16 protein-coding genes are annotated in these 21945 nt (G+C 69.8%); 3 read left to right on the top strand and 13 right to left on the bottom strand.

Translation table 11 applies throughout. The annotated features are described in order from the left end of the window. Nucleotides 1–110: 110 nt before the first annotated feature. The gene (locus tag WBN91_RS12560; RefSeq protein WP_337723012.1) at nucleotides 111–419 is read right to left on the bottom strand and encodes a SelT/SelW/SelH family protein; all 309 of its coding nucleotides are present in this window, start codon (nucleotides 417–419) and stop codon (nucleotides 111–113) included. Here WBN91_RS12560 and WBN91_RS12555 point away from each other — a divergent pair. Next, on the top strand, nucleotides 418–801 hold the full coding sequence (locus WBN91_RS12555; protein WP_337723011.1) for a LysE family transporter: 384 nt from the start codon (nucleotides 418–420) through the stop codon (nucleotides 799–801). The genes WBN91_RS12560 and WBN91_RS12555 overlap by 2 nt on opposite strands. 72 nt (nucleotides 802–873) lie before the next feature. Here WBN91_RS12555 and WBN91_RS12550 read toward each other — a convergent pair whose 3' ends face one another. Beyond that, entirely contained in the window at nucleotides 874–1773 is a 900-nt protein-coding gene (locus tag WBN91_RS12550) for a hypothetical protein (RefSeq protein ID WP_337723010.1), read from the bottom strand. A gap of 198 nt (nucleotides 1774–1971) precedes the next feature. On the opposite strand from WBN91_RS12550, the gene WBN91_RS12545 reads away from it, so the two are divergent. Further along, on the top strand, nucleotides 1972–4056 hold the full coding sequence (locus WBN91_RS12545) for a trehalase-like domain-containing protein (protein WP_337723009.1): 2085 nt from the start codon (nucleotides 1972–1974) through the stop codon (nucleotides 4054–4056). On the opposite strand, the gene WBN91_RS12540 is transcribed toward WBN91_RS12545, so the two are convergent. From WBN91_RS12540 to WBN91_RS12490, 11 genes are all read right to left on the bottom strand, one after another. Next, complete coding sequence (locus tag WBN91_RS12540) at nucleotides 4032–4760, bottom strand: SDR family oxidoreductase (RefSeq protein ID WP_337723008.1); 729 nt, start codon at nucleotides 4758–4760, stop codon at nucleotides 4032–4034. The genes WBN91_RS12545 and WBN91_RS12540 overlap by 25 nt on opposite strands. 596 nt (nucleotides 4761–5356) lie before the next feature. Then, entirely contained in the window at nucleotides 5357–6577 is a 1221-nt protein-coding gene (mmsB, locus tag WBN91_RS12535) for a multiple monosaccharide ABC transporter permease (protein WP_337723007.1), read from the bottom strand. Then, nucleotides 6574–8106: a multiple monosaccharide ABC transporter ATP-binding protein gene (gene mmsA, locus WBN91_RS12530; protein ID WP_337723006.1), complete on the bottom strand. Its 1533-nt coding sequence runs from the start codon at nucleotides 8104–8106 to the stop codon at nucleotides 6574–6576. The genes mmsB and mmsA overlap by 4 nt, the downstream gene beginning before the upstream one ends. Further along, nucleotides 8106–9215 carry a multiple monosaccharide ABC transporter substrate-binding protein gene (gene chvE, locus WBN91_RS12525; RefSeq protein WP_337723005.1) on the bottom strand — a complete coding sequence of 370 codons (1110 nt, stop codon included), beginning with the start codon at nucleotides 9213–9215 and terminating at the stop codon, nucleotides 8106–8108. The genes mmsA and chvE overlap by 1 nt, the downstream gene beginning before the upstream one ends. A 33-nt stretch (nucleotides 9216–9248) precedes the next feature. Continuing rightward, on the bottom strand, nucleotides 9249–10757 hold the full coding sequence (gene araA / locus WBN91_RS12520) for an L-arabinose isomerase (RefSeq protein ID WP_337723004.1): 1509 nt from the start codon (nucleotides 10755–10757) through the stop codon (nucleotides 9249–9251). 35 nt (nucleotides 10758–10792) lie between these two features. Beyond that, nucleotides 10793–11446: an L-ribulose-5-phosphate 4-epimerase gene (locus WBN91_RS12515; protein WP_337723003.1), complete on the bottom strand. Its 654-nt coding sequence runs from the start codon at nucleotides 11444–11446 to the stop codon at nucleotides 10793–10795. Next, the gene (araB, locus tag WBN91_RS12510; protein WP_337723002.1) at nucleotides 11443–13113 is read right to left on the bottom strand and encodes a ribulokinase; all 1671 of its coding nucleotides are present in this window, start codon (nucleotides 13111–13113) and stop codon (nucleotides 11443–11445) included. Before araB ends, WBN91_RS12515 begins: the two co-directional genes overlap by 4 nt. A 308-nt stretch (nucleotides 13114–13421) precedes the next feature. Continuing rightward, the gene (locus WBN91_RS12505) at nucleotides 13422–14462 is read right to left on the bottom strand and encodes a LacI family DNA-binding transcriptional regulator (protein ID WP_337723001.1); all 1041 of its coding nucleotides are present in this window, start codon (nucleotides 14460–14462) and stop codon (nucleotides 13422–13424) included. 122 nt (nucleotides 14463–14584) lie between these two features. Continuing rightward, a complete protein-coding gene (locus WBN91_RS12500; protein WP_337723000.1) occupies nucleotides 14585–16018 on the bottom strand; it encodes a family 43 glycosylhydrolase in 1434 nt (477 codons plus the stop codon). After that, nucleotides 16015–18507, bottom strand: coding sequence for an alpha-L-arabinofuranosidase C-terminal domain-containing protein (locus WBN91_RS12495; RefSeq protein ID WP_337722999.1), 2493 nt, complete (start codon nucleotides 18505–18507; stop codon nucleotides 16015–16017). The genes WBN91_RS12500 and WBN91_RS12495 overlap by 4 nt, the downstream gene beginning before the upstream one ends. Before the next feature lie 23 nt (nucleotides 18508–18530). After that, nucleotides 18531–20738, bottom strand: coding sequence for an immunoglobulin-like domain-containing protein (locus WBN91_RS12490; protein WP_337722998.1), 2208 nt, complete (start codon nucleotides 20736–20738; stop codon nucleotides 18531–18533). Nucleotides 20739–20937: 199 nt separating this feature from the next. Here WBN91_RS12490 and WBN91_RS12485 point away from each other — a divergent pair, with 199 nt between their 5' ends. Then, the gene (locus tag WBN91_RS12485; protein ID WP_337722997.1) at nucleotides 20938–21912 is read left to right on the top strand and encodes an ABC transporter substrate-binding protein; all 975 of its coding nucleotides are present in this window, start codon (nucleotides 20938–20940) and stop codon (nucleotides 21910–21912) included. The last annotated feature ends 33 nt before the right edge of the window (nucleotides 21913–21945 follow it).

Raw genomic sequence — 21945 nt, 5'->3', positions numbered from 1 at the left:
GCAGCGGGTCGGGTGCGGCAGCGGGTCGGGTGCGGCAGCGGGTCGGGTGCGGCAGCGGGTCGGGTGCGGCAGCGGGTCGGGTGCGGCAGCGGGTTGGGGCGGGCGGCGGGTCAGGGGCGGTCAGTGGCGGTCGGGGTGCGGCGGTCGGTGTGGCCCAGGGAGCGGTCGGGGGCGATTCGGTCGCGGACCAGTTGCTTGAGCACCGCCAGTTCGGGGAAGCCGTCCTGTTGCTTGCGCGACCAGATCGTCTCGCCGTCCAGCCGCACGTCGAACACCCCACCCGTGCCCGGGATGAGCGCGACCTCGCCCAGTTCGACCGTGAAGGTGGTGAGCAGCTCCTGGGCCGTCCACCCGGCGCGCAGCAACCACCGGCACTGCGTGCAGTACTCGATCTCCAACCGGGGCTGCCTCGTCGTCATGGCCGCAAGTATGGCCGCAGCGCGGGCGTTGTGGGCCAGCCGGCGGACCGAGCGGGCGATGGTCGAACCGGTGGACGCCACGCCGGCCAGTGCGGGGAAGGCGTGGCGCACCGGGTTCCTGACCAACATCGGCAACCCCAAGGCGGCGGTGTTCTTCGGCAGTCTGTTCGGCGCGCTCCTTCCCACCGACACCACGCCGTGGGGCCGGGTCGCGGTCGTCGTGGTCATGGTGCTCGTGGCGGCGAGCTGGTTCGCGCTCGTGGCCACGCTGTTCGGGCTGCCGCGCGTGGTGGAGGTGTACCGGCGCGGCCGGCGGTGGGTGGACCGGGTCACCGGGATCGCCTTCGTCGCCCTGGGCAGCCGGCTGGCGTTGGACCGGTGACCCGGCCCAACACCCCGGCCTACGCCCCGCCCAACGCCCCGGCGTAGCCCCCGCTGTTCGGTTCTGTCGTGTCTACGCCGTGCAGTTCTTCTGTGTGGTGCTGATCTTGCGGCCGGTGAACTCCTCCAGTACCGCGATGTTCTCCGGTGCGTAGTTCGTCGCGGTGATCTTGTCGGCGTTCACGCTGCCCAGCTTGCCGGTGTAGGGAGCGGACTTCTCCAGCCAGTAGGCGGTGCGCAGGAACTGCGTGAGCACCAGGTCGCGCAGCTTGGGCTCGTTCCTGATCCTGGCCCAGTAGTCGGGGTGGCGGTCCTTGGCGACCCGCAGGTACAGCAGCAGGTACCGCAGGTTGGTGGCGGCGATGTCCCGGGCGTTGCTCGCGCCGACACCCTTGATGTACTCCTGCACCACCGTCACCGCGGGCAGTCCGGTCAAGCCCGCGTTGAGTTCGGCGAGCACGCCTTGCAGCTTGTACTCGCCCTGCTGCCGGTCGCGCAGGTAGATACCGTCCATCGAGTCGCTGAGCCGGTCCTTGATCAGCGGCAGGATCTCCTTGCGGGGGAAGCCGCCGTGCAGGGGGACGGCGGTGGCTTGGCGGGTGGCGTCGATCCAGGCGGCGGTGTGGACGTCCCAGCGCGTGCGGCTGCCGTCGAGGTCCCACATGTGGGTTTCCTCGTGGATGGCGACCATCATCGACTCCGCGAACCCCTCGAAGGAGTCCTTGCGCACGAACTGGTTCCAGTACGGGTCGCGGGCCTGGGCGACGGCCAGGGCCTGCCCGCTGGGCCAGCGGCGCTGGTACATGGCTTGCAGGGTGCGCATCCAGTTGGCCGACGTGAACGCGGCCTTCAGATCTCTGATGTCGGCAGTGGGGTTGTGCGGCTCCTCGTAGCAGTAGGGGGCGGGGGCGGCGTGGGCGGGCGGCGGGGCCAGGGACAACGCGAGGGCGGTCACCAGGAGCAGGGTTTTCACAGGGGACACCTCGTCTCGGAACGGACTTGCCCGGACCGTAACCACGCCCGTTCCGCGTACCTACTCCCAAGTCGGCATAACACCGCCGAGCCGAACCCTAAGAGTCGGTTAGGGCATCCCTAAGTTTGCGATCACCCCCCTGACGTGGGTCCCGGGCGCGCCTACGGTTCCGGCAATTCCAGCTGGAGGAGGTTCCCGGTGCTCTCGACCCGCAGACTGCTCGACCTGGCCCGTGCCGAGCGGCTGGTGGTCGTCTGCGACTACGACGCCACCCTCGCGCCGGACGACCCGGCCCGGCCCGCGCGTGAGGGCGTCGCCGCGGTGCGAGCGTTGGCGGAGTTGCCGGCGACGACGGTCGTGGTCGTGTCGCACCGGTCGTTGGCGGACCTCGCGGTGTTGTCCCGGCTGCCCGCCGAGGTCGAGTTGGTCGGTGAGCACACCCCTCTCGCTGTGGAGCCGTTGACCGCGCAGGCCACCGATGTTCTGCACCTCGCTGACGGCGATGGTGTGCCGCAGTTGGCGTTCCTGTTGGAGGAACGGCGTCAGTGGTTGTTCGGTGCGCGGCCCGTGCCGATCGAACGGCACAGCCTGTTGTCCAACCGGCGGGCTCTTGCCCTGGTCACCCCCGATGCCCGGGTGACGTGGATGTGTGCGCCGGAGCCGGACTCCCCCGCCCTGTTCGCCGACCTGCTGGGCGGGCCGGAGGCCGGGCACTTCAGCGTCCGGCCCGCGCACGGACGGCTCCCGCTGGGCCAGCGCTACCTGCCCGGCACGATGGCCGTCGAGACCCGTTGGGCGGGCCTCACCGTCACCGACCACCTCGCCGAGGACACCCCGCCGCACCGCACGGACCTCGTCCGCCGCATCACCGGCACCGCTCCGGCCCACGTCGAGTTCGCGCCACGGCCCGAGTTCGGGCAGGTGCCGGTCACGCTCACGCGGACCCGGGACGGTCTGCGCGTCGAAGGCACGTCGGAGCCGATGGTGCTGCGCTCCCCCGGTGTCGCCTGGGAGGTCGACGGCGACACCGCCCGCGCCACCATCCACCCGCCCGCCGTGCTCGAACTCCGTTGTGGCACCGACGACTTCGTACCGACCGAGACGACCGTTCCCGACTGGAGCGGGTGGCTGGCCTCGTTGACGCTCCCGGAGACGGAACGGGACCTGGTGGCCCGGTCGGCGATGACCCTGCGCGCCCTGTGCCACCGCGGGACCGGCGCGGTCCTGGCCGCTGCCACCACGTCGCTGCCCGAGGAGATCGGCGGCGTGCGCAACTGGGACTACCGGTACTGCTGGCTGCGCGACGGCGCGTTGACCGCGCAGGCGTTGGTGGCCTTGGGTTCCACGGAGGAGGCGGAGTCCTTCGTGGACTGGTTGCACGGCGTGCTGGCCACGCTCCCCGGCCCGGAACGCCTCCACCCGCTCTACACCGTGCACGGCGCACAACTGGGCCCCGAGGCCGTGATCGACACCCTGCCCGGCTACGCGGGCTCCCGTCCGGTCCGCGTGGGCAACCTCGCCGGCCAGCAGGTGCAGCTCGACGTGTTCGGCCCGGTCGTGGACCTCGTGCTGGACCTGGCCACCGCCCGCGACCGCCTGGACGACCGCGACTGGGACCTGGTCACCGCGATGGTGTCCGCCGTGGCGCAGCGGTGGCAGGAAGCCGACCACGGCATCTGGGAGGAACGCCACGCGCCCAGACACCGCGTCTACTCCCGCGTGATGTGCTGGCTCACCACGGACCGCGCGATCCGCACCGCCGAGCGCTTCGGCCGCCCGCTGGACCCGGAGTGGCTGATCCTCCGCGACGTCATCGCGGCCGACGTCCTCAAGCGCGGGTGGAACGAGGACGTGCGCGCCTTCACCACCGCCTACGACGGCACCGACCTGGACGCGGCGTCCCTGCACGTCGGCCTGAGCGGACTGGTCACCGACGAGCGGTTCACCTCGACCGTCGAGGCGATCGAGGCCGGGTTGCGCTCCGGCGCCACCGTCTACCGGTACCGGCGGGACGACGGGCTGCCCGGCGACGAGGGCGGGTTCCACCTGTGCGCGGCGTGGCTGGTCGAGGCCTACCTGCTCACCGGGCAGCGCGACCAGGCCGAGGAGCTGTTCGCGCAGCTGGTGGCCTGCGCCGGACCGACCGGGCTGCTGGCCGAGGAATACGACCCGGTGGCCGAGCGGTCGCTGGGCAACCACCCGCAGGCCTACAGCCACATCGGCCTGATCCGGTGCGCACGGCTCCTCGACCGGCCGGTTCACGCCGCACCCCCGTTGGCGTAGAGGGTCTGACCGTTGACCCACCGCGCCGGACCGGCGAGGAACGAGACCACCTCGGCGATGTCGTCGGGTGTGCCCAGCCGCTCCAGTGGGTTGGCCCGGGCCATCCGGTCGATGGTCTGCGCGTCCTTGCCGTCGAGGAACAGCGCGGTCGCGGTCGGACCGGGAGCCACGGCGTTGACCGTCACGTCCCGACCGCGCAGTTCCTTGGCGAGGATCAGGCTGACCGCGTCCACCGCGCCCTTCGACGCCGCGTAGGGCGCGTAGGTGGGCAGGGCGAGCTTGGTGACCGATGTCGAGAAGTTCACGATCGCCCCGCCCCGGCGAACCCGGCGCGCGGCCTGTTGAGCGACCACGAATGTGCCCCGAATGTTGACCCGGTGCATGTGGTCCAGGGCGTCGAGGTCGAAGTCGGCGACAGTGCCCAGCACCATGACCCCGGCCGCGTGCACCACGACGTCCACACCGCCGAACTCGGCCTCGGCCCGGTCGAACAAGGCGGCGACGGCGTACTCGTCGGCGACATCGGCCCGCACCGCGATCGCTGTGCCGCCCTTGGCCTCGATGGCTTCGACGGTGGCGGCGGCCTCGGCGTCGTTGCCGGCGTAGGCGATGACGACGGCGAGGCCGTCCGCAGCCAGGCGCTCGGCACCGGCCCGCCCGATACCCCTGGACCCGCCGGTGACGATCGCGACTCGCGTGCTCATGTCTGCTCCCCATCGGTTGGTGTTGACACCGATAATGGAAGCACGGTAGCGGCGATACCGCAACCAGTGTTAACTAGATCGTGTTAACGATGCTATCGCACGAGCAGGCCTGGCGACGGCACCGATGCGAGCGGAAAATCTGGGCGAGGACGGCTGCGACACGTACTGGGACAGCGAACTGCTGACCGAAAAGGTCAACCGAAGCCTTACACCGACCACTATCGGGGCCTCCACGCAGACAGCAGAGTCCGAGTCTGGCGCGACTGAGACACCGGCAGCCGCAAGCCCAGTCAACCGACCAAACAAACCGGCCGCGCGCTTTTCGCGCAGCAGGCGCGCTCGGAGTGGCTGCCAGCCACAGGAAGGGCCTCGGTTTCTCCCCCGTACGGCCTGGGCGCAGCCCAACCACGCTTGGCCCGTTTGTGCAACCACGCTTCACCGGTTGCACAAACGGGCCAAGCGTGGTTGCCTCCGGCAGGCCGTACGGGGGAGAAACCGACGCCCTTCCACCCCCGGGGGCCTGCCGCGCGGCGAGCGCCGCTCTTAGCTCTTCACGCTCTTCAGCTCTTCAGCTCTCGCGAACCGAACCGAACACGTCACCGGTTCCGGCGCTTGGTCCACACGTCGTACGCGACCGCTGCCAGCAGCACCAGGCCCTTGACCAGCATGACCTTCTCGCTCTGAGCGCCGATCAACGACATCCCGTTGTTGATCACCGCCATGATCAACCCACCGGTGATCGCCCCGACGACCTTGCCCACCCCGCCCTGCACCGCCGCGCCGCCGATGAAAGCAGCCGCGATCGCGTCCAGTTCGAAGTTGAAGCCCGCCGTGGGACCGGCCTGGTTCAACCGGCCGGCGAAGACCACACCAGCCAGCGCGCCCAGCACGCCCATGTTGACGAAGATCCAGAACGTCACCGACTTGACGTTGACGCCCGACAGCGTCGCCGCCTGCACGTTGCCGCCCACCGCGTAGATCCGGCGCCCGAACACCGTCCGGTTGGCCACCAGCGAGTAGCCCAGCACCAGGACCGCCAGCAGCACCAGCACCCACGGCAGGTTGCGGAAGCGGGCCAGCTGCACGATCACGGCCATCACGACCAGGCCCGCGCCGACGACCTTCGCCACGAACACCCACATCGGGTCCACGGTCTGCCCGTAGCCGATCCGGCCGGCCCGCGCCTTCCACTGCGTCGCCACGACACCGGCCACGACACCCAGGCCGACCAGCAGCGACAGCAGGTCCGCGCCGCCGAGGAAGCCGAGGCCGACGTTGCCCAGGTAGCCCGACACGAAGCCGTTGGACAGCGTCCGGATCTCCTGCGGGAACGGGCCGATGCCCTGGTTGCCCAGGACGGTCAGGGTCAGCGCCCGGAACACCAGCATGCCGGCCAGGGTCACGATGAACGCCGGGATGCCGAAGTAGGCGACCCAGTACCCCTGCCACGCCCCGATCAGCGCGCCGGCCGCGAGCGTGATCAGCACCGCCACGCCCCACGGCAACCCCGCCTGCACGGTCAGCACCGCGCACATCGCGCCCGTCACCGCCACCACGGACCCCGCCGACAGGTCGATGTGACCCGCGATGATCACCAGGATCATGCCCACGGCGAGGATCAGGATGTACGAGTTCTGCACGATGATGTTGGAGATGTTCTGCGGCTCCAACAAAGCACCGTCGGTGATCACCGTGAACAGCACCACGATCAGCGCGAACGCCACGTAGATGCCGCTCTGCCGCAGGTTGAAGCGGAACCGGCGGGGGGCCGCGCCGGGTGGCGGGGCCTCGACGGCGGCGGCGGTCTTGACACTCATCGGTTCAGTCCCTTGGTCATGTGCTGCATGAGGCGTTCCTGCGTCGCCTCGTCCCGGCTCACCTCACCGGTGATGCGGCCGGCCGACAGCGCGTACACGCGGTCGCACAGGCCGAGCAGCTCGGGCAGTTCGGACGAGATCACCAGGACCGCCTTGCCGCGCGCGGCGAGCTCGTTGACGATCGTGTAGATCTCGTACTTGGCGCCGACGTCGACGCCGCGGGTCGGCTCGTCGAGGATCAGCACGTCGGGGTCGGTCTGCATCCACTTGGCCAGCACGACCTTCTGCTGGTTGCCGCCGCTCAACGCGGACGTCGGCGTCAGCACGTCCGGCGCCTTGATGTTCAGCGACCGCCGGTACTTCTCGGCGACCGCGAACTCCTCGCCCTCCTGCACCCAGCCCCGCGAGGCCAGGCGCGGCAGGGCCGCCGCCGAGATGTTGCGCTTGATGTCCTCGATGAGGTTCAACCCGTAGCGCTTGCGGTCCTCGCTGACGTACGCGATGCCGTGCCGGATGGCGTCCCGCACGGTCCGCAGCACGATCTCCCGGCCGTCCTTGACGATCCGCCCGGAGATCCGCACCCCGTAGGACCGGCCGAACACGCTCATCGCCAGTTCGGTGCGGCCCGCGCCCATCAGCCCGGCCAGGCCCACGATCTCGCCGCGCCGCAACGTCAGCGACGCGCCCGACACCACGACCCGGTCCGGCTGGACCGGGCTGTGCACGGTCCAGTCCTCGATGCGCAGCACCTCGTCGCCGATGTGCGGCTCCCGCGGCGGGAAGCGGTGCTCCAGGTCCCGGCCGACCATGCCGGAGATGATCCGGTCCTCGGTCGCCTCGGCGACGTCCATCGTCTCCACGGTCCGGCCGTCGCGGATGACCGTGATCCGGTCGGCGATGTCCATGACCTCGTTGAGCTTGTGGGAGATGATCACGCACGTGATGCCCTGGTCGCGCAGCTCCCGCAGCAGGTCCAGCAGGTGCGCCGAGTCGTCGTCGTTCAGGGCGGCCGTCGGCTCGTCCAGGATGAGCAGCGACACCTCCTTGGACAACGCCTTGGCGATCTCCACCAGCTGCTGCTTGCCCACGCCCAGGTCGGCGATCGGGGTCGTCGGGTTCTCCCGCAACCCCACCCGCGCCAGCAGCGAAGCCGCCGCGTGGTTGGTGGCGTTCCAGTCGATGAAGCCCCGCGTCGCCCGCTCGTTGCCCAGGAACAGGTTCTCGGCGACCGACAGCTGCGGGCACAGCGCGAGCTCCTGGTGGATGATCACCACGCCGCGCCGCTCGCTGTCGCGCACCGACGAGAACCGGCACTCCTCGCCGTCGAAGAAGATGCCGCCCTCGTAGGACCCGTGCGGGTGCACGCCGGACAGCACCTTCATCAGCGTGGACTTGCCCGCGCCGTTCTCGCCGCACACCGCGTGGATCTCACCGCGCCGCACGGCGAACGTGACGTCGTGCAGCGCGGTGACCCCACCGAACCTCTTGGTGATGCCGCGCATCACCAGGATGTCGTCGGACAAACTCATCACTTCAACTGGTCGGCGGTGTAGTAGCCGGAGTCGACCAGGACCTTCTGGTAGTTCGCCTTGTCCACCGAGACCGGCTGGAGCAGGTACGACGGGACGACCTTGTTGCCGTTGTCGTAGTCCTTCTCGTTGTTGACCTGCGGCTTGCTGCCCTTGAGCACGGCGTCGGCCATGTCCACGGTCACCTTGGCCAGCTCACGCGTGTCCTTGAAGATCGTGGAGTACTGCTCGCCCGCGATGATGGACTTCACCGACGCCACCTCGGCGTCCTGGCCGGTCACGACCGGGTACGGCTGGTCGCCGGTGCCGTAGCCGTTGGACTTCAGCGCCGACAGGATGCCGATCGACAGGCCGTCGTACGGGGAGAGCACGCCGTGCACCTTCCCACCGCGGTAGGTGGTGGTGAGGATGTCCTCCATGCGCTTCTGCGCCGTGGCCGGGTCCCACCGCAGGATCGCGACGGTCTTGAAGTCCTTCTGACCGCTCTTGACGTTCAGCGTGCCCTTGTCGATGTACGGCTGGAGCACCGACATCGCGCCGTTGAAGAAGAAGGTGGCGTTGTTGTCGTCCGGCGACCCGGCGAACAGCTCGATGTCGAACGGGCCGGTCGCGGAGCCCGGGGTGCCGTCGGCGTTGCGCAGCTTCAGGCCGGTCAGCAGCGAGTTCGCCTGCTCCACGCCGACCTTGAAGTTGTCGAAGGTGGCGTAGTAGTCCACGTTCGGGCTGTTGCGGATGAGCCGGTCGTAGGCGATGACCGGGATGTTGGCCGCCTTGGCCTGCTCCAGCTGGGTGGTGATCGCGGTGCCGTCGATCGAGGCGATCACCAGCAGGCGGGCGCCCTTGGTGATCTGGTTCTCCAGCTGGTTGACCTGGGTCGGGATGTCGTTCTCCGCGTACTGGAGGTCGACCTTGTAGCCCTTGGCCTCCAACGACTTCTTGATGTTCTCCCCGTCGTGGATCCAGCGCTCCGAGGACTTCGTGGGCATCGTGACGCCCACGAGCGCGCCCTCCGCGGACTGGCCCTGCTGGTCGACGGTCTTCTCCGACGACCCGCAGGCGGTGGCCAGCAGCGCTGCGGCGGCCAGGACCGCGATCTTCGTCAACCTCATTGTTGCTCCTTGCGGCGGTGATGGATCACTTACTCAGCGCAGGCCCTGCGCCAGTCGGTAGTACGCGGCGTTCCAACGCAGCCGGTCGGTGAAGGACTCCGCCGTGGTGGTGGAGTCGATCAGCGCCAGCTCGGTGCCGGTCATGGTGGCCAGGTCGCGCAGCGCCTCGGCGCCGACGGCCTGGGTGAGGACGGTGTGGTGCGGTCCGCCGGCGGTCAGCCAGGACTCGGCGGAGGTCGACAGCGACGGCGCGGGCTTCCACACCGCGCGCGCCACGGGCAGGTTGGGCAGCGGCTCGTCCGGCGCGACCACCTCGACCTCGTTGGCCACCAGCCGGAACCGGTCGCCGAGGTCGGCCAGGCCGATCACCACGCCGGGGCCGGTGGCGGCGTCGAACACCAGCCGCACCGGGTCCTCCCGGCCGCCGATGCCCAGCGGGTGGATCTCGCAGGAGGGCTGGTCGGCCGCGATGGTCGGGCACACCTCGAGCATGTGCGCGCCCAGCACCTTCGGCTCGCCCGGCCCGAAGTGGTAGGTGTAGTCCTCCATGAACGACGTGCCGCGGCCGGTGCCCGCGCCCATCGCCTTCACCGTGGCCAGCAGCGCCGAGGTCTTCCAGTCGCCCTCGCCGCCGAAGCCGTAGCCGTCGCCCATCAGCCGCTGCACGGCCAGGCCCGGCAGCTGCCGCAGCCCGCCCAGGTCCTCGAAGTTCGTGGTGAACGCCCCGAACCCGCCCGCGGTGAGGAACTGCCGCAGCCCGGCCTCGATGCGGGCCGCGTAGCGCAGCGACTCGTGCCGCTCACCGCCGCGGGCCAGCTCCGGCGCCAGCCGGTAGGTGTCGGCGTACTCCGACACCAGCAGGTCGATCGACTCGTCGGACACCTCGTCGACCAGCGCGACCAGGTCGTTGACGCCGTAGGTGTTCACCGAGACGCCGAAGCGCAGCTCCGCCTCGACCTTGTCGCCCTCGGTCACGGCCACGTCGCGCATGTTGTCGCCGAAGCGCGCCAGCCGCAGCGACCGCAGGTGGGTGTACCCGGTCGCGGCGCGCGCCCAGCCGTCGATGCGGTCGGCCAGCACCGGGTCGCTCGCGTGACCCACGACGGTCTTGCGCGCCACGCCGATCCGGGTCTGCACGTAGGCGAACTCGCGGTCGCCGTGCGCGGCCTGGTTCAGGTTCATGAAGTCCATGTCGATGGTCGACCACGGCAGGGACTCGTTGTGCTGGGTGTGCAGGTGCAGCAACGGCTTCTGCAACGCGTCCAGGCCGGTGATCCACATCTTGGCCGGCGAGAACGTGTGCATCCACGCGATGACGCCGACGCACGCCGGGTCGCCGTTGGCCTCCTGCATCACCTTGCGGATGGCCGCGGTGTCGGTGAGCACGGGCTTCCACACCAGCTCCGCGCTGATGCGGCCGGACGAGGCGAGCATCCGCTGGATCTGCTGCGACTGCCCCGCGACCTGGTCGAGCGTCTCCGGGCCGTAGAGGTGCTGGCTGCCGGTGAGGAACCAGACCTGGGGCTTCGCGGCGGACGACATGGGCACTCCTTGTGCTGGGCTCATCATCCCGGGGCTCACTGCCCGTAGACGTTCTGGTAGCGCGCGTAGAGGCGGTCGACGTGCTCGGGGTCGATCGGGTCGGGCTTGCCCAGCTGCTGTGCGATGTGGACGGTCCGAGCCACGTCCTCCAGCATCACGGCCGCCTTCACCGCCGCACGGGCGTCCTTGCCGACCGTGAACGGGCCGTGGTTGCGCATCAGGACGGCCGGGGACCGGCTCTCCCGCAGCGTCTCCACGATGCCGCGGCCGATCGAGTCGTCGCCGATGAGCGCGAACGGCCCCACCGGGATCTCACCGCCGAACTCGTCGGCGATCATCGTCAGCACGCACGGGATCGGCTCGCCGCGGGCGGCCCACGCGGTGGCGTAAGTGGAGTGCGTGTGCACGACTCCCCCGACCTCGGGCATGTGCCGGTAGACGTAGGCGTGCGCGGCGGTGTCGGAGGACGGCGCGAGTTCGCCGTGCACCAGGTTGCCGTGCAGGTCGGTGACGACCATGTTGTCCGCCGACAGCTCGTCGTAGGACACGCCTGACGGCTTGATCACCATCAAGTCCTCGCCGGGCACCCGCGCGGACACGTTGCCCGCCGTCCAGATCACCAGCTCGTACCGGGTCAGCTCGCGGTGCAGCTCCGCCACGCTGTGGCGCAGCGCGTCCAGGGCCTTCATCGGGCCACCTTCCGCTCGACGGCCTTGCGCCGCAGCACCTTCAGCCGGTGCATGACCTCGTTCGCGCCGCGCCCGAAGTAGTCGTGCAGCTCCTGGTACTCGACGAACAGCCGCTCGTAGGCCTCGACGTTGTCCGGCAGCGGCTGGAAGACACCGCGCCGCACCTTGCCCATCGCCCGCGCCGCCGCGACGATGTCGGGGTAGGCGCCGGCCGCGACGGCCGCGTGCATCGCCGAGCCCAGCGCCGGACCCTGCTCGGAGTCGATCACCGACAGCGGCAGGTCGGTGACGTCGGCGTAGATCTGCATCAGCAGCTCGTTCTTGACCAGGCCGCCCGCGATGACCAGCTCGGTCACCGGCACGCCCGCGTCGGTGAACGTGTCGATGATCATGCGGGTGCCGTAGGCGGTGGCCTCCAGCAGCGCGCGGTAGGTGTCCTCGGCGCGGGTGGCCAGCGTCTGGCCCACGACCACGCCGGACAGCTCGTGGTCCACCAGGACCGACCGGTTGCCGCTGTGCCAGTCCAGCGCGATCAGGCCGTGCTCGCCGATCTCCTGCGCCGCGGCCAGCTCGGTGAGCAGCTCGTGGACGCTGATGCCCCGCTCGCGCGCCCGCTCGTGGTACTCGGGCGGGACGCCGTGGTTGACGAACCAGCCGAAGATGTCGCCGACACCGCTCTGCCCGGCCTCGTAGCCCCACAGGCCCGGCACGATGCCGCCGTCGACGACGCCGCACATGCCCGGCACGTCCCGCAGCTCCGCGCCGTTCATCACGTGGCACGTCGAGGTGCCCATGATCGCGACCATCACGCCCGGCTCGACGGCCTGCGCGGCCGGCGCGGTGACGTGCGCGTCCACGTTGCCGACCGCGACCGCGATGCCCTCGCGCAGACCGGTCCACGCGGCGGCCTCGGCGGTCAGGCTCCCGGCCCGGTCGCCCAGCGCGCCCAGCCGGTGGTCGAGCTTCTCCTCGACGAACCGCTCGAAGTCGGGGTTGAGGCCCTTGAGGAACTCCGGCGACGGGTACGCGCCGTCCTGGCGGATGCCCTTGTACCCGGCGGTGCACTCGTTGCGCACGTAGTTGCCGGTCAGCTGCCAGATGATCCAGTCGGCGGCCTCGACCCAGTGCTCCATCGCCGCGTAGACCTCGGGGGCCTCCTCCAGCAGCTCGAGCGCCTTGGCGAACTCCCACTCCGAGGAGATCAGGCCGCCGTAGCGGGGCAGCCAGGGCTCGCGCCGCTGCTCGGCGAGCTGGTTGATGCGGTCGGCCTGCGGCTGGGCGGCGTGGTGCTTCCACAGCTTGACGTAGGCGTGCGGGTGGTCCGCGAACTCCGGCAGCTCGTTGAGCGGGGTGCCGTCGGCGGTGGTCGGGACCATCGTGCACGCGGTGAAGTCCGTGCCGATGCCGATCACGTCGGCGGCGTCCACACCGGCCGCTTCCAGCGCCTTCGGGACGGCGTGGCGCAGGACGTCCACGTAGTCCGAGGGCACTTGGAGCGCCCAGTCAGGCGGGAGCGGCCGGCCACCGGGCAGGGCGCGGTCGAGCACGCCGTGCGCGTAGTCGTGGACCGCGCTGCCGAGTTCGGCACCGTCACGGACCCGCACCACGACGGCGCGGCCGGACAGGGTGCCGAAGTCGACGCCCACCACGAGCGGGTCGTTGGTCATCGAGGATGGCCCTTCATCAGAAGCTTGGACAGCAGTGTTATCGCTAACAATTACGACGTCAAGAGGAAGCCGGTCTCGGGCTGGATACAGCACCGACCGAAGTTGTTAACGCACTCAGCGAAACCCTCACGCAACTTCGGCGTTCGGGTGATCCCCCACCCCGCGCCGGCCGGCTCCGAAGCGCGCCGGCGGGGGCGGGTGGTACTAGGACCGCGGGTGGCCGGCACCGGCCCGCCCGCAGGTCAGCGGGCGGGTGGCGCCGGTCGCCGCACGCGGTCCGCGAACGGGTGGTACGGGAAAACCCTTCGTCAGCCGGCGGGAGGTGCGACGCTGCCGCGGCTGATCAAAGCCGGTGCGATGGTACGCCGGGTGTCGGCCGCTGCACCATCGACCACCTGTGCCAGCAGCAGGTCCAGCGCCTCGCGCGCCACCGCGGCGAAGTCCTGCCGCACGGTGGTCAGCGGCGGGATGAAGAACTCCGCCTCCGGCACGTCGTCGAACCCGACGACGCTGACGTCCTCGGGCACCCTCCGCCCGCGCTCGTGCATGGCCCGCAGGATGCCCAGCGCCAGGTGGTCGTTGGCCGCGAACACGGCCGTCACCTCGGGCATCCGGGCCAGCATCTGCCCGGCCTGGTGACCCGCACGGGCACTCCAATCAGCCGGGACCAGCGGCGGGACCTCGGCCCCGGCGTCCTCCAGGGCCTTGCGCCAGCCCTCGACGCGGCCGGAGGAGTCGAACCAGTTCGGAGGGCCGGACACGTGCCACACCGTCCGGTGGCCCGCGTCGAGCAGGTGCTTGGTGGCCGCGTACGCGCCGGCCTGCTGGTCCACCGTGACCAGCGGCGTGGGCCGCGCCGGATCGCCGTCGACGGTCACCACCGGGACGCCCGCGGGGATGTCGGCCAGGGCGTCGTTGGCCGGCGCGGTCGGCGCGATCACCACTATCCCGGCCACCCGCTCGTCGCGGTGCCGCTCGACGGCCTTGTTGATCGAGGCGTGGTCGAGTTCCTTGACCCGGCCGACGCTGACCGCGAAGCCCGCGAGCGCCGCCGCTTCCTCGAACGCCGCCAGCAGCGACGCCGGGCCGTAGAGGGTCGAGTTCTGCGCCACCACGCCGATCAGCTGCGACCGCCCGGTCACCAGCGCCCGCGCGGCCTTGTTCGGCCGGTAGCCCAACTCCGCGATCGCCGCGCGCACCCGCAACCGGGTCTGCTCGCGGACGTTGGGGTGGTCGTTGAGCACCCGCGAGACGGTCTGGTGCGACACGCCCGCGAGTCTCGCCACATCCGTCATCGCGGGGTCGCGCGAGGTCTTGTTGTCCACTGCCGCACCCTCATCCCGACTCATGATCGTCCACTTCGGATGTTAGCGATAACACCCACTCATTACCACCGCGCGTACCCAAGACCCATTGTCCACCACGCGCGCCATGTGCGGGGGCATGTTGTGTCCACGGCGCGTCACATCTCTCAGCCACGCTGGAACCGGACTCTGTCCCGCGCCTCGCGGGACCCGCCCAGCGGGGCCATCACCAGCCGTCCGGTGTCGTGGGTCACGTACGCGCCGCCCTGGCGCAGCGCTATCCCGGACCGGTTCTCCTCCAGCACGAAGCTCGCCGCCCTCCCGTAGTCGTCGGTGTCCTCGTAGGGGTCGATGCGCAGGTCCGTGCCGTCCACCCGCACGTACCGGTCGGGGAAGTTCACCGACTGCACCGCCACCGTCCCCGCGCCCAGGAACCCCGCCACCACCCGGAACTGCGAGTCCGCCACCTCGCGGACGTCGCCGTCCACCCGCAGCCGGTACTCGTAGTGCCGGACGACGGCGTGCGGCGCGTCGAGCGGGTGCAGCCGCACCGGCAGCTCGCCCTTCCCCACCGGCACGCCGAAGCTCGGGGTGCCGTCGGCGTTCCAGTACAGCCGCTGCACGCGGGTGTGCCGGTTGGGGTCGAACAGCGGGTCGCCGGTGATGTCCCGGTAGTCCCGAGCGTGGTAGACCAGCACGTCCATGCCACCCGTCGTGGTGAACGAGTTGTGCCCCGGCCCGTACTGGGACGTCGCCGGGTTGGTGGTGAAGACCGGCTGCGGCGACTTGGTCCACGACCGGGCGTCGAGCAGGTTGGCGTTCTCGTCGGCGGTCAGCAGGCCCATGCAGTAGCGGGCGTCGGTGGCGCTGGCGGAGAAGGTGACGAACACCCGGCCGTTGCGGATCAGCACCGCCGGACCCTCGTTGACCTTGAACCCCTGCACCTCCCAGTCCAGCGTCGGCACGGCGATGCGCACCGGCGCGGACCCCAGCGCCAGCGGCGAGGCCATCTCGGCGATGTAGAGGTTGCTGTTGGTGGCGATGCCCGGTTCGCTCTGCGCCCACAGGAAGTACCGTTTGTCCCGATGGGTGAACGTGGTGGCGTCCAGGGTGAAGGAGTCCCAGCCGGTCACCATCTGGCCGCGCAGGGTCCACGTGGCCTCGCGCGGGTCCGCGGACGGAGATTCCAACACGTAGGTGCGGATGCGGAAGGGCTGGTCGGAGTCGCCGGCGGCGAAGTAGATGTACCACTTGCCGTCGATGCGGTGCAGCTCCGGCGCCCAGATGTAGCCGCCCATCGGGCCGGACGCGGGCCGCCGCCACACCGTGCGCTCACGCGCGGTCGCCAGGCCGTCCAGTGTGGACGCGCCGCGCACGACGATCCGGTCGTACTCGGGGACCGACCCGGTCAGGTAGTACATGCCGTCCGTGGGCGGGGTGATGAACGGGTCGGCCCGCTTCTCCACCAACGGGTTCCGCGCGGTCAGGGTCGGAGCCGGAGCGGCCGACGCGTCCTGGGCCGCGGCTTGCCCGGCGGGCAGCGCGCCGGCGGCGGCCACCACTCCCCCGGTCCACAACAGGGATCGACGGGTGAAGGTCACGACAGCCTCCTGTCCTTGATGCGGATGAACGTCACCGAGTGGGCCGGGAAGGTGTGCGTGAACGAGGTCTTCACCCCGCGCAACGTGCTCTCCTGCGCCCGGACCGGCTGGAAGAACTCGGTGTTCACGTCCTCGGGACGGCCCTGCACCGTGGTCACCCTCGCGGTGTTGGCCACCGACACACGGCTGCCGAGGTCGAGCTTGACCCGCGCGGCCGACGCCTGGGCGTTGACCACCTTCACCACCAGCTCGCCGGTCGCGGTGTCGCGGGTGACGACCTGGCGGAACGGCTCGGACACCTTGTCGTCGGTGAACTCGCCCCACTTCTGCCCGTCCAGGAGCAGCTCCACGTGCCGCCCGCGCACGGACACCTTCAGGTCGTAGGTCCGACCGGTCTCGATCCGGGTCCCGTTGGACAGCAGCGTGGACTTCCCGCCGCCGACCGCCTTCTCCACGGCGGACTGGGTGTTGTTCCAGCCACCCAGGTTCCACCAGTAGAAGTTGCCGGTGTCCTTGACGCCGAACGCGACCAGGAACCCCTCGGCGCCGGACAGCTTGGTGGCCTTGACGTTGAGGTCGTAGTCGTGCCAGTTCACGTCACCGGCCGTGACGAGGGTGTCCTGCGCCGCCGCGTCGGACTGCACGTACCGGCCGCCGCTGACCGCCCACGTCCCGCGCCCGGCCGCCCGGGTCCACTGCGCGTCGGTCCCGGAGAAGTCGTCGGAGAACAGCGGGGCACCCGTGGACGAGGTGACCGACACGTCGTCGTAGGCGGCGCTGGTCGCCCACGTGGACAGGCCGATCCCACCTGTGATCGGCGCGGAGACCGATGGCGTGGAGGTCTGCCTGCTGGGCACCACGTGGTCGCCCACGTTGGTCATGAACAGCTTCTGCACCTCGTAGTTCGCCGAGCCCCAGGACGCGTGGTTGTTGAGCCAGATCATGTCCGGCTGCCACTGCACGTAGTCCTGGTTGGCGAACAGCGGCGCGTAGGAGGCCAGCTTCACCACGTCCGCGTTGCGCTCCAACCCGGTCATGTAGGCGGCTTCGGCCAGCGCGTTGGACAGCTTGTTGCCCTGCGAGGCGTACTCGCCGAGGAACACCTTGGGGCCGTTGCGGTCGTAGCTGTCGTACCGGTTGTTGTTCTGGAGGAACCAGTCCGGCGTGTTGTAGTAGTGCTCGTCGACCATGTCGACCCCGGCCTGCTTGTTGAGCTGCCACAGGCGGTCGAACACCGCGCCGGTGTCGTCGGGGCCGGAGTTGCTCAGGACCGTGATTTGCGGGTGCTTGGCCTTGATGGCGTCGCGGAACTTGGTGAAGTTCGCGAAGTACTGGTCGGGCAGGTTCTCCTCGTTGCCCACGCCCAGGTGGGTCAGTTTGAACGGTTCAGGGTGGCCCATGTCCGCGCGCAGCTTGCCCCACGTGGAGGTGACCGGGCCGGTGGCGAACTCGATCAGGTCCAGGGTGTCCTGGATGTGCCGCTGCAACAGCGCCGGGTCGTCGGTGGCGCGGTTCTGGCCGCAGCCGGTGACCAGGGCGGGCACGACGGGCAGCGGCATCGCGCCGATGTCCTCGGCGAACTGGAAGTACTCGTAGTAACCCAGGCCGTAGGACTGGTTGTAGCCCCAGAAGTTGGCGTTGGTGGCGCGCTGCTCGACCGGGCCCACGGTGTCCTTCCACTGGTAGGACCGCCGCCGCTCCCAGTTGGGCGCCTCGTAGCCGTAGTGGCTGTTGACGTTGACCAGGCAGCCGCCGGGGAAGCGCAGGAAGCCCGGCTTGAGCGCGGCGACCTTCTCGGCCAGGTCCGCGCGCAGGCCGTTGGGCCGGTTCTTGTAGGTGTCGCGGGGGAACAGCGACACCATGTCCAGCCGCAGCGTGCCGGTGCCCGCGCCGCTGACCGCGAGCCGGCCGGTCATGGTGGACTTCCGGGCGGTGAAGCTGCCGGTGTACTTGGTCCAGGTGTCACCCCGGACCTCGACCTTGAGCGAGTCCGCCAGCGGGCCTCCGGCCGGGTCGGTCAGCGACACGGTGACCGTGGCGGGCCGCTCGGCGCGCGCCCACACGGAGAAGTCGTACCGCTTGCCGTCGACAACGTTGACACCCGAGTTGTAGCCCGAGTTCACGACCCCGGTGGGCAGGCCGAGCTTGAGGTACCGGCGGTTGCGCTCGTTGAGCCGCTGGTCGTCGTCCACGACCTCGATCGAGCCACCGGAAAGCGGCGCCCACGACGTGAGGCCGGTGTAGGAGGCGTTGTCCACGGGGTCGTACTCGAACGACCGGTTCTGCACGAGCTCGGCGTACAGGCCGCCGTCCGCGGCGCGGTTGATGTCCTCGAAGAAGACGCCGTACATGGTGTCGGCGATGTCCGCGCCCTTGGCGGTCGGGTCCACGGTGACCGTGTAGTCGGTCTCGGCGGCGGCCTGCGCACCGGGCACCGCCGCGGCCAGGCTCACCGCCACGAGGACGGCTAAAGCACGTGATCGGGACATGGAGGGCAGGGCTCCTCTCGGGCTCAGGGGAAGGCGGCGCGGACGCGGTCGAGTTCGGCGCGCGTGACGGGCAGGACGGTGCCGTGCCGCGGCCTGCTGGGCAGCTCGAACGAGGAGGACATGGTCCACCGGCCCGAGGCGAGGTCGGTGGTCTCGAACGGCACGTAGCCGCGCCCGCCGAACTCGTCGATGAACAGGTACCACTTGTCCTCGGTGTTGGACTTGAACACCGTGGGTCCCTCGCCCTGCCGGACGCCGGGGCTGGTCGCCGTGGCCTTGCCGATGCAGTCGGCGACGAAGTCGTAGTCCGTGCTCCGCAGCTGCGTCGACTTCTCGGCCAGGATGAACTTGCTGCACGGCGTGGACGAGGTGTTGTTCCGCTCGTCCTTGGTGAACCGGTAGTAGGTGTCGCCCTCCTTGATGACCGTGGAGTCGATCACCGAGTAGCCCGGGTCCACCCACACCTGCGGCTCGGTGAAGGTCCGGAAGTCGCGGGTGGTGCTGTAGAGCATGCGGTTGTAGGTGTTGCCGGTGTGGCCCGGGTCGTCCTCCGCGTACAGCTTGGAGGCCCAGAAGACCACGTACGCGCCGATGCTCTCGTCGTAGTAGGCCTCGGGCGCCCACGTGTTGCCGGCGGTGTCGGGCGAGATGCGGACGTGCCGCTGGTCCGACCAGTGCACCAGGTCGGTGGACTCCCACACCTCGACGTACTTGCTGCCGGTGCGCTGGGAGGCGTCCCAGTTGCCGTTGCCGTGGATCTTCAGGTCGGTGGCGACGAGGAAGAACCGGTCACCCTCCGGCGAGCGCACGATGAACGGGTCGCGCACGCCCTTGTCGCCGAAAGTCGAGGTCAGCACGGGTTGGCCGGCGTTGAGCTCGTCGAAGCGCAACGGGTCGTCGCCCCGGCTGGCGGCGAAGTGGATCTGCTCGCCGGTCGCGGTGCCCTCGCCGGTGAAGTAACCGAACAGGTACCCCTCGTAGGGCTGCTTCTCGGGCAGGGGCAGGACGGTGGTCTTGAACTTCTTGCGGGTGGTCTCGCGGCCGGACCGGATGGTCGCGGTGAGCTGGACCTTCACCGCCTTCTCGCCGAACGCGGGCCTGCTGACCTCGCCGGTCGGGGTGATCACGGCGGGCTTGTTGCTGTCCCAGGTGACGGTGGTGCCGTGCAGGCCCGTGGTCGGCAGGGTGATGTTGCCCCGGACGCCTTCGGTGTCGTGCAGGGTCAGCGCCAAGTCCGCTTCGGCCACCTTCTCGTCGTCCGTCAGTTCGGGACGGACCGTCACCGTGAAGACACGCTGTGCGGTGTCGGTGCCCTTGGTGGCGGTCGCGGTCAGCTCGACCGTCTTCGGCTGGCTGCCCGCGGCCGGGCGCGTGACGACACCCGTGCCGGTGACCACCGAAGGGTCGCTGGAGGTCCAGGTGATGGCCGAGCCGTAGGGGCCGGTGGACGGGAGCGTGAGGTCGGCGGTCACCGCGGACGTGTCGCCCAGGTCGAGCAGGGCGGCGTCCCGACGGGCGCGCTCGGCGTCGGACACGAACCCGAGGTCCCTGACCTCCGCGGCGCTCAGCGCGTGGTCGTAGAGGCGGAAGTCGCGAATCTGGCCCTTGAGGCGGCGGTCGGCGGTGTAGACGGACCGGCCCAGGTAGTTGGCCGTGGTCGTGCCGCCGCCGATGGCCGAGGGACGGGTGGTGACGGTCCCCCGCGCGACCTCGACGCCGTCCTCGTAGAGCACGCCCGTGGTGCCGCCGAGGGTGTAGGTCAGGGTCTTCCACACGCCCCGAGTCAGGTCGCGACCGGCGGACACGGTCTGCTCGGTGGCCCAGTTGCCGGTGGCGATGGACGTCCGGTAGCCGTTGCCCGTGGTGAACAGGTAGCCGTCGCCGACACCGGTGGGTCCGGTGTTGCCCAGGCCCCACACGAAGTAGGGGGTGGACTGGTCGGGCGCCAGGCGCACCTGGATCGAAACAGTGACCGACTCCAAGTCACGCAGGACGTTGTCCGGTAGCTTCACGTGTCCGTCCACGCCGCCGAGCGCGAGGCCTTCGGCGCCCAGTGGGGTGGCGTCTCCGCTCGCGACCGCGTCGCGGCCGTGGCCGGAGGAGTCGTGCACCACGGTGCCCGAGGTCTCGTCCAGCGCGTAGCGCAGCACGAGCCCCTCGGCCGCCGAAGCCTGCGGAGCGGTCAACACGGCGCCGGCCAGGGTCAGCACGGCGGCCAGGGATCGGATCATGCCGACGTCCTCGTCGTCGTCGGAAGTGGCGGGTGTTGTGCACCGCGCCACAAAAGTGAGCGCTAACATAAGTCGGCCCCTCGGACAGTGTCAACGATGCAAAATCGTCGTAACCCAGGCCTTGACTGGACAGATGTGAACGCTCACTGTTGTCCACCAAGTGACCACGGTCACCGCGGTCGAACTCGGAGGAAAGACAGTGCTGAAGAAGATCACGGCAGCCGCAGGCGTGGTCCTGCTGAGCGTGCTGACCGCGTGCGGTTCGGGCGACGGCGGGACGTCGTCGACGGACGGCGGCGCGAAGGACGGCATCACGATGGGCTTCGCCCAGGTCGGTGCGGAGAGCGGCTGGCGCACGGCGAACACCAAGTCGGTCCAGGACGAGGCCAAGGCCGCCGGGATCGACCTGAAGTTCTCCGACGGCCAGCAGAAGCAGGAGAACCAGATCAAGGCGATCCGGTCGTTCATCCAGCAGAAGGTGGACGTCATCGCGTTCAGCCCGGTCGTGGAGACCGGCTGGGACGCGGTGCTGGAGGAGGCCAAGGCCGCGAACATCCCGGTGATCCTCACCGACCGCGCCATCGACTCCGATGACGACTCGCTCTACAAGACCTTCCTCGGCTCGGACTTCGTCGAGGAGGGCCGCAAGGCGGGCAAGTGGTTGGTGGAGAACGCCGGCGGTCCGGTGAACGTGGTGGAACTCCAGGGCACCACGGGTTCCGCTCCGGCCAACGACCGCAAGAAGGGCTTCGCGGAGATCATCGCGGCCAAGCCGGAGATCAAGGTCGTGGAGTCGCAGACCGGTGACTTCACCCGCTCCGGTGGCAAGCAGGTCATGGAGGCGTTCCTGAAGTCCGTGCCCAAGATCGACGTGGTGTACGCGCACAACGACGACATGGGCCTGGGCGCCATCGAGGCCATCAAGGCCGCGGGCAAGGTGCCGGGCAAGGACATCAAGATCATCACCGTGGACGCGGTGAAGGACGGCATGACCGCGCTGGCCGGCGGCGAGATCAACTACATCGTCGAGTGCAGCCCGCTGCTGGGCAAGCAGCTGATGGAGCTGGCGAAGAAGGTCGTGGCGGGCCAGGAAGTGCCCAAGCGGGTGGTGACCGAGGAGACGACGTTCACCCAGGAGCAGGCCAAGGCCGCGCTGCCGACCCGGCAGTACTGATCCCCGGCGGTCCCCGTCACCTCACCGTGGCGG

The sequence above is a fragment of the Saccharothrix sp. CCNWYY140 genome, from assembly GCF_037401995.1.
In the GTDB taxonomy this organism is placed as follows: domain Bacteria; phylum Actinomycetota; class Actinomycetes; order Mycobacteriales; family Pseudonocardiaceae; genus Actinosynnema.
This window is presented reverse-complemented; position numbering and strand designations above follow the sequence as displayed.